The organism is Pseudooceanicola endophyticus, from assembly GCF_018760365.1.
In the GTDB taxonomy this organism is placed as follows: domain Bacteria; phylum Pseudomonadota; class Alphaproteobacteria; order Rhodobacterales; family Rhodobacteraceae; genus Pseudooceanicola; species Pseudooceanicola endophyticus.
Window position 1 is genome coordinate 20,712 of record NZ_JAHIAB010000016.1, and the last position, 12,301, is coordinate 33,012.

At 68.5% G+C, this 12,301-nt stretch carries 11 protein-coding genes; 9 read left to right on the forward strand and 2 right to left on the reverse strand.

Going from position 1 to position 12,301, the window contains the following annotated elements; translation table 11 throughout:
- Positions 1-13 precede the first annotated feature (13 nt).
- Both KM176_RS21685 and KM176_RS21690 read right to left on the reverse strand, forming a co-directional pair.
- On the reverse strand, positions 14-1,939 hold the full coding sequence (locus KM176_RS21685) for an acyl-CoA synthetase (protein WP_160896641.1): 1,926 nt from the start codon (positions 1,937-1,939) through the stop codon (positions 14-16).
- A gap of 267 nt (positions 1,940-2,206) precedes the next feature.
- Positions 2,207-4,006 (reverse strand): ABC transporter transmembrane domain-containing protein, encoded by a 1,800-nt coding sequence (locus KM176_RS21690; protein ID WP_236045416.1) that lies wholly within the window; start codon positions 4,004-4,006, stop codon positions 2,207-2,209.
- 509 nt (positions 4,007-4,515) lie between these two features.
- On the opposite strand from KM176_RS21690, the gene KM176_RS21695 reads away from it, so the two are divergent.
- The 9 genes from KM176_RS21695 to KM176_RS21735 all read left to right on the forward strand — a co-directional run bounded on the left by KM176_RS21695 (position 4,516) and on the right by KM176_RS21735 (position 12,292).
- A complete protein-coding gene (locus KM176_RS21695) occupies positions 4,516-5,532 on the forward strand; it encodes a ketopantoate reductase family protein (RefSeq protein WP_160896643.1) in 1,017 nt (338 codons plus the stop codon).
- The gene (locus KM176_RS21700) at positions 5,529-6,311 is read left to right on the forward strand and encodes a class II aldolase/adducin family protein (RefSeq protein ID WP_202398061.1); all 783 of its coding nucleotides are present in this window, start codon (positions 5,529-5,531) and stop codon (positions 6,309-6,311) included. Before KM176_RS21695 ends, KM176_RS21700 begins: the two co-directional genes overlap by 4 nt.
- 143 nt (positions 6,312-6,454) lie before the next feature.
- On the forward strand, positions 6,455-7,621 hold the full coding sequence (locus tag KM176_RS21705; RefSeq protein WP_202398063.1) for an amidase: 1,167 nt from the start codon (positions 6,455-6,457) through the stop codon (positions 7,619-7,621).
- Positions 7,618-8,766 (forward strand): acyl-CoA dehydrogenase family protein, encoded by a 1,149-nt coding sequence (locus tag KM176_RS21710; RefSeq protein ID WP_160896644.1) that lies wholly within the window; start codon positions 7,618-7,620, stop codon positions 8,764-8,766. Before KM176_RS21705 ends, KM176_RS21710 begins: the two co-directional genes overlap by 4 nt.
- 96 nt (positions 8,767-8,862) lie before the next feature.
- Complete coding sequence (locus KM176_RS21715; RefSeq protein ID WP_160896645.1) at positions 8,863-9,222, forward strand: hypothetical protein; 360 nt, start codon at positions 8,863-8,865, stop codon at positions 9,220-9,222.
- A 4-nt stretch (positions 9,223-9,226) separates the two neighbouring features.
- Positions 9,227-9,754: a nuclear transport factor 2 family protein gene (locus KM176_RS21720; protein ID WP_160896646.1), complete on the forward strand. Its 528-nt coding sequence runs from the start codon at positions 9,227-9,229 to the stop codon at positions 9,752-9,754.
- A gap of 11 nt (positions 9,755-9,765) precedes the next feature.
- Entirely contained in the window at positions 9,766-11,043 is a 1,278-nt protein-coding gene (locus tag KM176_RS21725; RefSeq protein WP_160896647.1) for an aromatic ring-hydroxylating oxygenase subunit alpha, read from the forward strand.
- A complete protein-coding gene (locus KM176_RS21730; RefSeq protein WP_160896648.1) occupies positions 11,040-11,534 on the forward strand; it encodes an aromatic-ring-hydroxylating dioxygenase subunit beta in 495 nt (164 codons plus the stop codon). The genes KM176_RS21725 and KM176_RS21730 overlap by 4 nt, the downstream gene beginning before the upstream one ends.
- Positions 11,534-12,292, forward strand: coding sequence for an SDR family NAD(P)-dependent oxidoreductase (locus KM176_RS21735; RefSeq protein ID WP_160896649.1), 759 nt, complete (start codon positions 11,534-11,536; stop codon positions 12,290-12,292). Before KM176_RS21730 ends, KM176_RS21735 begins: the two co-directional genes overlap by 1 nt.
- The last annotated feature ends 9 nt before the right edge of the window (positions 12,293-12,301 follow it).

Below are 12,301 nucleotides of genomic sequence, written 5' to 3' on the forward strand. Positions count from 1 at the left end.
GCCCCCCCGCGGATCAGGAAGCCGCGCGGCTTTCCTCCGGTGCGTCCGTCTCCGTCCCGACCCAGTTCCAGGGAATCGTGAAACGCTCCATCAGCGCAGCGACAGCGGCCTCGTCCGGTGCGGCCCCGGAAGCCTCCAGCACCGCCGTCAGGCCGCGCCGGCGGTCATCGACAACCTGCGCAACCCGCAGCGCCAGCCCGGCCTCGGCAAAGGCGGCATCCAGCACCCGGGTGATCGCGCGCTGACGCAGCGCCGGCTTGAAGACCTTGCCCACGGCGGTTTTCGGCAATGCCGGCAGGATCTCCACGTGCTTGGGCGCGGCGGCGCGTTCGTGGACATGGCGGCGGCAATGCTCCAGCAGCTCCTGCTCCGTGACGGAGGCACCGGCCACCAGCTCCACATAGGCGCAGGGCAGCTCTCCGAGGCGGGCATCGGGCTGGCCGATGGCCCCGGCAAAGGCCACCGCCGGATGCGACAGCAGCGCCTCCTCGATCTCGGCAGGGTCGATGTTGTGGCCGCCGCGGATGATCAGGTCCTTCTTGCGCCCGGTGATGAACAGGTAGCCGTCGCCATCAAGCCGCCCCAGGTCGCCGGTGCGCAGGTAACGGTCATAGTGGAACAGCCCGAGGTTCCTGGCGGGTTCGGTATAGGTCGATCCGGGGAACACGCCGGGGCTGGCGACGCAGATCTCGCCCACCTCGTCGGTGGCGCATTCGCGGGGCGGCTCCTCGGAATGGTCGAAGATGCGCACCTCCGTATAGGGGAAGGGCACCCCGACCGAGCCATGCTTGCGCGGTCCGACATCGGGATTGCACGAGACCAGGCAGGTCGCCTCGGTCAGCCCGTAGCCTTCCAGGATCTTGACCCCGGTCGCCTCCTCGAAGCGGCGGAACAGCTCCTTCGGCAGCGGCGCCGAGCCCGAAAAGGCCAGCTTGACGGTCGAGAGATCGGCATCGACGGGGCGCTGCATCAGCACCGAGATTGCGGTCGGCACGGAGATGATGAAGGTGGTCCCGTACCGCTCGCACAGCTTCCAGAGATTGTCGAAGACCCCCTCGCCCCGGTAGCCGGCAGGCGTCGGGAAGACGATATGCGCCCCCGACATGCAGGCCCCCATCAGCATGACCTGGCAGGCGAAGACATGAAACAGCGGCAGCGGGCACATGATGCTGTCGTTCTCGTCGAACAGCAGCGTGGCCCCGATCCAGGCGTTGTAGATCACCCCCGAAGCCAGGTGGCGCGCCACCTTCGGCATCCCGGTGGTGCCCCCGGTGTGGAACAGCGCGACGATGCGATCGTCCTCGGGGTCCTCGAACTCGGGGCGCCGGCCGCGCCGGTCCAGCTCGTCGTTGAAGTCGCGGATGTCGGCGTGATGCGCAGGGCCCGGCTTCGGCCGCATCAGCCCGGCGATCCAGGATTTCGGCGGCGACAGGTAGTCCTGCAGGTCGACCTCCAGGACGGTGTGCACGCAGGGCGCATGGCGCACCGCCTCGGCAGCCTTCTGCGCCACGTCGGCGCGCGGAAAGCTTTTCAGGGTGACGACGACGCGGGCGTCGTTCTCACGCAGGATGGCGGCGATCTGTTCGGGCTCCAGCAGCGGGTTGATCGGGCTGACCCGCCCGGCGATCATCGCGCCAAGGGTCGCCACGACGGTCTCAAGGCTGTTGGGCAGGATCAGCGCCACCACGTCCTCGCGCCCGACGCCAAGGCTGCGGAACAGGTTCGCGGCCTGACAGGTGCGGGCATGCAGCTCGGCCCAGGTCAGGGTATGGGCCCGGTCGCGGGGGCCAGATTGCAGCTGGAAGGTGACCGCCTTGTGGGCCGGGAAGGCCGCCGCGGTCGAGGCCAGCATCTGCAGCAGGGTCCGCGGCACGTCGCGGTCGGACCAGGGCATCTCCCCGGTCAGCCTGAGCGCATCAGGCACGCCTGAAAAGGTCATGACTCCTCCCTTTCATGTCCTTCCCTTCGGGTGGACATCCCCGGCCAGGGGGCCGGATCCGATCCTGGCACCGGCAGACCGGCACCCGTGGGCACCGCACTCAACCTGCCGATGTATCGGCACCTTAACAGGCCGGGAAGAAAAGGAAACACCCTCGGGTGATGCACCGGCAGAGGCAGCAGGGCACCGCCCGTCCCCGCAGGGGGCGGGCCAGGCCGGCTGACGGCGCGCGGCGCGCGCCCGAAGCCGGCCTGCCCCCCGAAGATATCAGGCCGCGACCGGCCCGTCGGTGAACTGCATCCGCGCCAGGCGGGCGTAAAGCCCGCCCTCGGCCACCAGCGCCTCGTGGGTACCCTGGGCGACGATCCGCCCCGCCTCCATGACGATGATCCGGTCGGCCTTCTTCACGGTGGCCAGGCGGTGCGCGATGATCACCGTGGTGCGGCCCTCCGACAGCGTGTCGATGGCGCCCTGCACCGCGCGCTCGCTCTCCGCATCCAGCGCACTGGTCGCCTCGTCCAGCAGCAGCACCGGCGCGTCGCGCAAGATCGCCCGGGCAATGGCGATGCGCTGCTTCTGCCCGCCCGAAAGCATCACGCCGCGCTCGCCCAGAGGGCTGTCGTAGCCCCCGGGCAGCGCCTCGATGAAGTCATGGGCAAAGGCCGCCTTCGCCGCCGCCTCGACCTCCGCATCCGAGGCCTCGGGCCAGCCGAAGCGGATGTTGGCGCGGGCGGTATCCGCAAAGATCACCGGATCCTGGGGCACCAGCGCCACGGAGCGGCGGAAGGCCGGACGCGCCATCGCATCCAGCGCCACCCCATCCAGCCTCACCTTGCCGGCCACCGGATCGTAGAAGCGCAGGATCAGCTGGATCAGCGTCGACTTGCCGGCCCCCGAAGGCCCGACCACCGCCACCGTCTCTCCGGGGCGGATCGTCAGGTCGATCCCCTCCAGCGCCGCCACCGAGGGGCGCGAAGGATAGAAGAAGGTCACGTCGTCAAAGCGGATCTCGCCGGTGACCGGGGACGGCACCGCAACGGGCGCCGCCGGATCCAGCACGCTGTCGCGGATGGACAGCAGCTCGACCAGCCGCTCGGTGGCCCCGGCGGCGCGCTGCAGCTCGCCCCAGATCTCGCTCAGCGCCCCGACCGAGCCCGCGACCATCACCGCGTAGATGACGAATTGCAGCAGCGCCCCGGTGCTCATGCCCCCGCCGCGCACGTCATGGGCGCCGATCCACAGCACGCCGACGACCCCGGCGAAGACCAGGAAGATCACGATGACGGTCATCACCGCCCGCGTCCTGATCCGCCGCACCGCCGCGTCGTAGCTGGCCTCGGTCACCTTGTCGAAGGCGGCACGGTTCAGCGCCTCATGGGTGAAGGCCTGCACGGTCTGCACCGACAGCAGCGCCTCGCTGGCATTGCCAGAGCTTTCGGCGATCCAGTCCTGGTTCTCGCGGCTCAGCTTGCGCAGCCGCCGCCCCAGCGTCAGGATCGGCACGACGACCAGCGGCACGATCAGCAGCGCCAGCCCCGTCAGCTTGGCCGAGGTCAGCAGCATCATCGCGAAACCGCCGAAGAAGATCAGCGTATTGCGCAGCGCGATCGACACGGAAGAGCCGATCACCGACTGAATCAGCGTGGTATCGGTGGTGATCCGGCTCAGCACCTCGCCGGTCATCGTACGCTCGTAGAAAGCCGGGCTCATGCCGATCACCCGGGCGAAGACCGCCTTGCGGATATCGGCGACCACCCGGTCCCCCAGCACGGTGACCAGCGCGTAGCGCAGCCCGGTCCCCACGGCCAGCGCCGCGGCGATGCCGATGGCGGCGCCGAAATACTGGTCCAGCAGCCCGACGGTCTCGGTGTTGAAATTGTCCACCACCCGGCGCACCGCCACCGGCAGGATCAGCGACACCGAGGCGGTCAGCGTCAGCGCCAGCAGCGCCCCCAGCATCAGCAGCCGGTAGGGTCTCAGGAACGGCCAGAGCTCCGCCAGGGCCTTCACCCTGCGGGAGCTTTCGCGGTCAAGCGCGGCGGGATCGTTTTTGGGTCTGCGGGCCAAGTGCTCCACCTCCTCAGGGCCCTTGATGGGCAGGGGCTTCATGCCGCCACAACCAAGCGCGGTCAACCCGGGCGCCCGGCTCTCCCGCAGGGCGCGCCGCGCCGCCCCCGGGCCGGTTTCCGCCTATGCCACAGGGCCCAAAGGGCCGGTTTCCGCCCGTCCGCCCGCCTGTCGGCAAACTCCCTGACGTTACAACAGTCCGTGAAGCCGCCGTGAAACGCCCCTGACGCCGCGGCTTTCATCTTTCTCCAAATATGGCGGGGGAGTCGGCCGCAGGCCGGCGGGGGCAGAGCCCCCTGCACCGCTCCCCCTTCTCGCCTCCCTTCGATCCAACCACCCAATTCAACCGTCCAATTCCCGGGCAGCCCGCCCCGGCAGCGCCGCTATTTTCGCCATTACAGTATTTTTCCCACATTTCACCTGACCCTGGGGCACGCGGGCGTTGCGCGAAAGCGAGGACTCAGAGTTACGTTACAAATCACGTAAACATCCTCGGACAGGAGCCCCCGATGCCCGACGCCCCGATGCCTCGTCCCTCGATCGCCATCATCGGTGCCGGGGCCATCGGCTCCCTGCTGGCGGGGCTGCTGGCGCGGGCGGGGGCCGATGTCACGCTGGTGGCACGCGGCGCCCGGCTGGAGGCGCTGCGCCGCGACGGGCTGCGCTTCCGCGACCTGGGCGGCGCCTTCACCCTGACCGTCCCCGGGGCCCTCAAGGTGACCGACCGCCTCCAATCCCCGGTCTCCGTGCTGTTTCTCTGCGTCAAGGCCCCGGCGCTCGAGGCCGCGCTCAGCGACAACCTTGCCGGCATGGGGCCCGACAGCCGCGTCGTGCCGCTGGTCAACGGTATCCCCTGGTGGTTCTTCGACGACCTTGGCCACCCGATCCACGCCGTCGACCCCGGCGGCCGCCTGTTCGAGATGGTGCCCTTCGACCAGATCGTCGGCTCGGTCACCATGATGACCGCCGGTTTCGAGGCCGACGGCACCGTCGTCTCGACCATCCCCCACAAGCTGGCGCTTGGCCCGACCACCCCGAATGGCCCCCGCCCCGTCGATCTGGCCGATGTGCTGACTGCTGCGGGGATCGACCTCGACCGCGCCGATCACATCCGCCCGCTGGTCTGGGAAAAGCTGGCGATCAACCTGTCCACCAACACGCTCTCGGCGCTTTGCGGGCACACCCTGGAAGAGATCGCCGCCGATCCCGCGCTCTGCGCCCGCGCCGTGGCCGTCGCCGCCGAGACCGAGCACCTGGCCCGCGCCTGGGGCTGCCAGATCGCGGTGGCCGCCGGGCTGCCCGCCGCCATGACCCGCGCCGGCGCCTTCCGCACCTCGATGCTGCAGGATCGCCTGGCCGGTCGCCCGCTGGAGCTGGCGCCGATCGCGCTGGCGCCGCTGGAACTGGCCGAGGCCCGGGCCATCGCCATGCCCGAAACCACCCGCCTCCTGGCCGAGCTTCAAGCCGAGCTTGTGGCCGGGCTGGCGCCCCCCGGAACCCCGCCTGTCCAAGGAGCCCAGAGATGAACCAAGCGATGAACGTGCAAACCAAGACCGATCCGCTTGCCGGCATGACGGAAGACGCGCTGCGCGTGCAGCTTGCGGATTTCTACCACCTGGTCAGCTACCTCGGCTGGACCGAGCTGATCTTCAACCACATCTCGGTGCGCCTGCCCGGCGAGGAGCACGCCTATCTGGTGAACCCGATGGGCCTGCATTATGACGAGGTGACGCCCGAGAACCTGCTGGTGGTGGGCGTCGACGGCACGCTGAAACGCGAAAGCCCCTACAGGCCCAACCCCGCCGGCTTCGCCCTGCATGGGGTGATCCACCAGCACCGCCCCGATGTGGGCTGCGTGGCGCATACCCACACGACCCCGATCTCGGCCATCACGATGAAGGGCTTCGGGATCGACCATGACAGCTTCTACGGCGCGCAGCTGTTCGGCCGGGTCGCCTATCACAGCTTCGAGGGCATCACGATCTATGACGACGAACGGGCCCGCATGCTGGAGAGCCTGGGCGAGAAGCACGTTCTGGTGCTGCGCAACCACGGCATCGCCGTCTGCGAGGCCGACATCCCGCTGACCTTCTTCCTGCTCTGGACCGTCCAGCGCGCCGCCGAGATCCAGTGCGCCGCCTCGGGGATCCCCGGCCCGAACTCGGTCCTGACGGAAGAGGTGAAGGCGAAATGCGCCGCAGATGCGCAGCGCCTGAAGGACAATGCCAGCTTCGCGACGCTGCTGTTCGACGCCATGGTCCGCAAGATGAAGCGCGACCCGAACTACGTCGGCGCCTCGCTCTGAGGCAGGCGACGCTTCCCCGGGCCATCGAGGCCCGGAGATGCGTAAAAAACGTGCCAGGGCACGTTTTTCCGCGCCGCCCGATCCGGTTTTCCTCGGGCAAAGCGGGTTATTGCGGTAATTTTCACGCAACAAGGGATGTTCCGATGACCACCGACTCGCCCCCCTCTCTGCCCCATGCCGACGCCGCGATGACGCGGGTTCTGGACCTTGGCACCCCCGGCGGGCTGCGGGTCGCGGTGAAGGAATGCCTGGCCATCGCGGGCCTGCCGATCCGCGCGGGCTCTGCCGCCTTCGAAAATGCCCCGCCCGCATTGACCCATGCCGATGTGGTGCAATCGGTGCTGAAGGCCGGCTGCCATGTCATCGGGCAGGCCAACATGCACGAGCTGGCCTTCGGGATGACCGGCGCCAATGCCCATACCGGCACGCCGGAGAACCCGCTCTGGCCCGATCGCATTCCCGGGGGCTCTTCCTCGGGCTGTGCGGCGCTGGTCGCCTCCGGCGCGGTGGATTTCGCCATCGGCACCGATACCGGCGGCTCGGTCCGCCAGCCGGCCTGCTGCTGCGGCACCTACGGGCTGAAGCCGACCTATGGGCGGATCTCCCGCGCCGGAGCACTGCCCGTGGCCTCTTCGATCGACTGCATCGGCCCGCTGGCCGCCAGCGCCCCGATGCTGACCCGCGCCATGGCCGCCATGGATCCGGGCTTTGCCCCCGTCCCCTGCCCCGGGACACCGCGTATCGCCCGGGTCACCGGGTTCGATGCCAGCCCCGAGGTGAGCGCCGCCTTCGAGACCGCAGCCGCCCGCCTGTCCCCGGCCCGAACCGTGACTCTGCCGGGACTGGAGGCCGCCTTCGCCGCCGGCATGACCATCATGAACGCCGAGATGGCCGCCGAGCTGGGCGCGCTGGCGCTATCGGACGCCAGCCTCGGTGCCGATGTGCGCGGCCGCATCCTGAAGGCCCGCACGACCACCGCGGCCCAAATCGCCGAGGCCGAGGCCATCCGCACCGCCTTCACCGCCGAAACCGACGCCGCCCTTGAGGGCGTCGATGCCCTGCTTCTGCCGACGCTGCCGCAGGTCCCGCCGACCTGGCAAGAGGCGCAGGACCCGATGAACGTCCTGCCGCTGACCCGCTTCGTGCGGCCCTTCAATCTTTCGGGCCACCCGGCCCTGACCCTTCCGATCCGCACCGCCGCCGGCCTTCCCGCCGGGCTGCAGCTGGTCGGCGCCAGGGGCAGCGATGCGCTGCTCTGCGCGCTGGCCGAATGGATCGCCCTCCGCCTGACCGAGAAGGAGACCGCATGAGCGCCCTCGCCGATATCCCGACCGATCCGCAGGCCGTCACGCTCGCCACCGTGCTGGACGAGATCCGTCACCGCCGCGCGGAATTCGAGCGCCTCTCCCATGTGCCCAGCGACATGGTCGCCAAGCTTCAGGCGGTGGGCTGCTACCGGGCCTTCGTGCCGACCCGCTTCGGCGGCGATGCCCTGTCCCCGGCGGCCTTCTGCCGCCTGATCGAACAGATCGCCACCGCAGATGCCTCGACCGGCTGGGTGGCCAGCTTCGGCGTTTCCTCGACCTACCTTGCCGCCCTCCCGCCCGAGACATTCAGAACGATCTACGGGCGCGACCCGAACACCGTCTTCGCCGGCGCCATGTTCCCGCCCCAGGCCGCCACCCGCGAAGGCGACAGGCTGCGCGTCTCGGGCCGCTGGCCCTGGTGCTCGGGCTCCATGGGGGCGTCGCTGATCGGCGTCGGCATCAAGATCGAGGGCGAGGCGACACCGCTGCCCCGTTCCGCCATCTTCCCCGCCGAACAGGTCCGCATCGACCAAACCTGGGACACCATCGGCCTGCGTGCCACCGGTTCCCATGACGTGGTGGTCGAGGACAGGCTGGTCGACATGGACTGGACCTTCGTGCGCGGCTCGGCGCCGCAGATGGACGACGCGATCTTCCGCTACCCGGCCATGGCCCTGGCCGCCCAGGTGCTGGCGGTGGTGGGCCTTGGCACCGCACGCGAGGCCCTCGACTGGATCAGATCCGACGCCGCCCAGAAGGCCTCGATCACCGGGGCCCCGAACCCTGGCCAGCGCCCCTATATCCAGAGCGACCTCGCGAAGGCCGAAGCGATCCTCGGCGGCGCCCGCGCCCATTTCTACGACGTGATCGAGGACGCCTGGCAGCAGATGCAGGCCGCCGGCGAAGTCACCCCCGACACCCGCATCCGCCTGCGCCTCGTCGCCACCCAGGCGGCCCACCAGGCCGCCGAGGCCGCCCGCATGGCCTTCGTCATGGGCGGTTCGGGGGCGATGATGGCGGGCCATCCGCTGGGCCGCTGCATGCTGGATGCGGCCTGCGTCGCCCAGCACGCCTTCATGAACTCCGGCACCTGGACCGCCGCCGGCGCCGGCATGTTCGCCCAGCAGACGCCCCCCGGCTACCCGTAACCCAATTCATCTTTCCGAAAATATGCCGGGGGGAATTGGCCGCAGGCCAAGGGGGGCAGCGCCCCCACCCCTTCGCCCCACGAAAGGACCAAACCCATGTCTCAGCCCCCCCTCCGCGCGCTTCTGTGCTTCAACAACCACCCGACCTTCTTCTCACTGCCCTTCGACCAGATCGGCCCGGTCTGGCAGGCCACCCAGCAGCTGATGTCGGGCATCGCCAAGCTTGAGGGCGTGCAGATCGTCGGCACCTTCGACGATGACCAGACCCTGGTCGGCGCCACCCAGGGCTTTCCCTACACCTGGTACATCATGGCCGACTTCCCCAACCGAGAGGCCGTCCAGGCCGCCTGCAACCTGCTGCGCACCATCGTCGTGGGCGAAGGCAACGACCGGCTCTGGAAATACATGACGGTCGAGGCCCGCATGGGCCGCGCGCTGGAAATTCCGGACCTGTGATCCGATGACCGATGCGCTCGCCCCGATCCTGGCGCGGCTCGAACGGCTGGAAGCCGAGGCCGAGATCCGCCGCTGCCTGTCCGATTACATGGACATCTGCGACCGGCTCACCGCCGCAAGCGATCTCGACGCCCTCGGCGCGCTCTTCACCAGGGGCGCGGTCTGGGGCGGCGCGGGCGACCGTTACGCCAAGGACTTCGGCGCCCATCACGGGCGCCGGGCCATCATCGACTGGCTGGGCCGGTTCTGCACCACGCCGCCGCATTTCGCCTCCAACGCGCATTTCCTCACCTCCGAGGCACTCCGCTGGGACGCCGACGCCTGCGAGGGACGCTGGATCATGCTGCAGACCCCCAGCTTCCACGACGGCCAGAGCTTTGTCATGGCCGCCCGCCTGACCATCCGCTTCGAGAAGGAAGAGGGCCGCTGGCGCATGGCCGTCTTCCAGACCGAGAACCTCTATGCCCGGCCCGTGGGCGCCTGGAACCAGCCGGTCCAGATCCCCCAGCCCCCCGCCACCGCCCTGACCTGAGGAGCCTCCCAATGCCCCTGGAAACCTTCCCCACCGGCCCCGAGCCCGATTACAGCGGCAACGCCAAGGGCGACCGCGTCACCACCCCGATGTACGAGGATCCGGCGATCTTCGACGCCGAGATGAAGAAGATCTTCGAGACGACCTGGGTCTGGGTCGGCCATGAAAGCGAGGTGCCCGGCAAGGGCAACTTCAAGCTTTCCTGGGTCGGCACCCAGCCGGTGATCATCTCGCGCGATCGCAAGGGCGAGGTGCATGTCTTCGTCAACCGCTGCCGCCACCGCGCCGCCACCGTCTGCGAGGTGAAGAAGGGCAAGACCTCCTCCTTCCAGTGCCCCTATCACGGCTGGGGCTATGCGCTGGACGGCAGCCTGCGTGCCATCCCCTACCCCGAGGGCTACGCGGGCGAATTCGACAAGACCGAATTCGGCCTGAAGCCCCTGAAGGTCGGCATTTTCTGCGGCATGATCTTTGCCTCCTTCAACTTCGACGTCGAACCGCTGGAGGACTTCCTGGGCAATGCCAAACCCTGGATCGAGCTGTTCATGAAGCAGGGCGGCGGCTTCCCGGTGAAGGTGCTGGGCGAGCATCAGTTCAAGGTGCCGATGAACTGGAAGATCCAGCTGGAAAACACCACCGACGCCTATCACTTCCCGATCGTGCACAAGTCCTTCCTGCAATCGCTGGACGGCGAGACCAACCAGACCTTCTCGTTCATGGATGACGACGACGGCTATGTCGAAGACCTCGGCAACGGCCATTCGGTCATGGTGATGATGCCCGAGCTGATCGACCTCGACGAAAACCTCGACGCGCCGATCCCCGAACGCTTCGCCAAGCTGGCCGAAAGCCTGGCGGCGCAGGGCTATGAGGATGCCAAGGTGCGCAAGATCGTCCGCGCGGTGGGCGGCTGCGGCTTCAACCTCAACATGTTCCCCAACATCGCCTGCTCGCTGAGCTTCTTCCGCGTGCTGCGCCCTGTCTCGGTCCACGAGACCGAGATCCGCCATGTCGCGCTTGGCATGGATGGCGGCCCGATCGAGGCGAACCAGATGCGGATGCGCCTGCACGAACACTTCCAGGGCCCGATGGGTTTCGGCAGCCCCGATGATGCCGAGGTCTGGGAACGCGTGCAGCGCGGCTCGGCCGGGGCGGGCGACATGGACGTCATGGTCCACCGCGGCCTGGGGCTTGAAAAGCAAAGCGGCAACGGCCTGCCGGTGGGCGACATCTCGGCCGAGACGGGGATGCGTTCAGCCTATGCGAAGTGGAAGGAGATGATGGCATGAAGGACGTGCTGACCGATACGGAAATCACCCTGGACGCGGCGGTGAAGTTCCTCTGGCAAGAGGCCGACATCCTCGACCGTCACGATTACGCGGCCTGGCTGCCGCTGTGGACCGAAGACGGCATGTACGTCATCCCCACCGACACCCAGACCACCGATTTCGCCAATTCGCTCAACATCGTCTACGACGATGCCGAGATGCGCAGGATGCGCGCGGCGCGGCTGTCGGGGGGCTTCTCGATCTCGGCGGCGCCGCCCGCGCAATGCGTGCGCACCCTGTCGCGCTTCGTGATCGAAGACCAGGCCCCGGGCCGCATCACCCTGCGCTCGGCCCTGCATGTGATCGAGGACAAGTTCGGCCGCCAGCGCCTGTTCGCGGCCAATGTCACGCATGAACTGGTCGCCACCGAAGAGGGGCTGAAGATCGCGGGCAAGGTCGTCCACCTGCTGAATGCCGATGGGATGCTGACCTCGATCAGCTATCTGTTCTGATGTCGGCGCCCTTCCCCCTGCAGACCCAGACCGCCGTGATCACCGGCGCCGGCAACGGCGTCGGCGCGGAGATCGCCCGCGCGCTCCATGCCGCCGGCTTCCGGGTCATCCTGACCGATATCGACACCGAGGCCACCTACCGCCTGGCGGAAGAGCTGGACCTGGCCTCGGAACTGGCGCTGACCGCGACGCTGGATGTCTCGAAACCCTCCGACTTCCAGGAGGTGCTCGACAAGGTGGTGGACCGCTGGGGTTCGGTCGAGGTGCTGGTGAACAATGCCGCCGTCACCCGCGCCCAGCCGCTGATGCAGATCGACCCCGCCGATTTCAACGCCGTGATGGGGATCAACGCGGGCGGCGTCTTTGCCGGCAGCCAGACCTTCGCGCGCCACTTCATCGAACGCGGCTACGGGCGCATCATCAACATGGCCTCTCTGGCCGGGCAGAACGGCGGCACCACCACGGGGGCGCATTACGCGGCCTCCAAGGGCGCCATCATGACCCTGACCAAGGTCTTTGCCCGCGATCTGGCGCAATACGGCATCACCTGCAACTGCATCTCTCCGGGGCCGCTCGACAGCCCCATGGTGCATGAGCTGGTGGGCGAGAACATGCCCCAGATGCTGAGGAACATCCCCGTCGGACGCCTGGGAGAGCCGGGCTTTGTCGGGCAGATGGTGGCAATGCTGGCCTCCCCGGCGGCAGCCTTTGTCAACGGCGCCTGCTGGGACTACAACGGTGGCCTCTACATGCGCTGAGGCGCCGAG

Coding starts and splice junctions, on each gene's coding strand:
- KM176_RS21685 (WP_160896641.1), bottom strand. CDS start 1,939: ATGACCTTTTCAGGCGTGCCTGATGCGCTCAGGCTGACCGGGGAGATG.
- KM176_RS21695 (WP_160896643.1), top strand. CDS start 4,516: ATGCCCGACGCCCCGATGCCTCGTCCCTCGATCGCCATCATCGGTGCC.
- KM176_RS21700 (WP_202398061.1), top strand. CDS start 5,529: ATGAACCAAGCGATGAACGTGCAAACCAAGACCGATCCGCTTGCCGGC.
- KM176_RS21705 (WP_202398063.1), top strand. CDS start 6,455: ATGACCACCGACTCGCCCCCCTCTCTGCCCCATGCCGACGCCGCGATG.
- KM176_RS21710 (WP_160896644.1), top strand. CDS start 7,618: ATGAGCGCCCTCGCCGATATCCCGACCGATCCGCAGGCCGTCACGCTC.
- KM176_RS21715 (WP_160896645.1), top strand. CDS start 8,863: ATGTCTCAGCCCCCCCTCCGCGCGCTTCTGTGCTTCAACAACCACCCG.
- KM176_RS21720 (WP_160896646.1), top strand. CDS start 9,227: ATGACCGATGCGCTCGCCCCGATCCTGGCGCGGCTCGAACGGCTGGAA.
- KM176_RS21725 (WP_160896647.1), top strand. CDS start 9,766: ATGCCCCTGGAAACCTTCCCCACCGGCCCCGAGCCCGATTACAGCGGC.
- KM176_RS21730 (WP_160896648.1), top strand. CDS start 11,040: ATGAAGGACGTGCTGACCGATACGGAAATCACCCTGGACGCGGCGGTG.
- KM176_RS21735 (WP_160896649.1), top strand. CDS start 11,534: ATGTCGGCGCCCTTCCCCCTGCAGACCCAGACCGCCGTGATCACCGGC.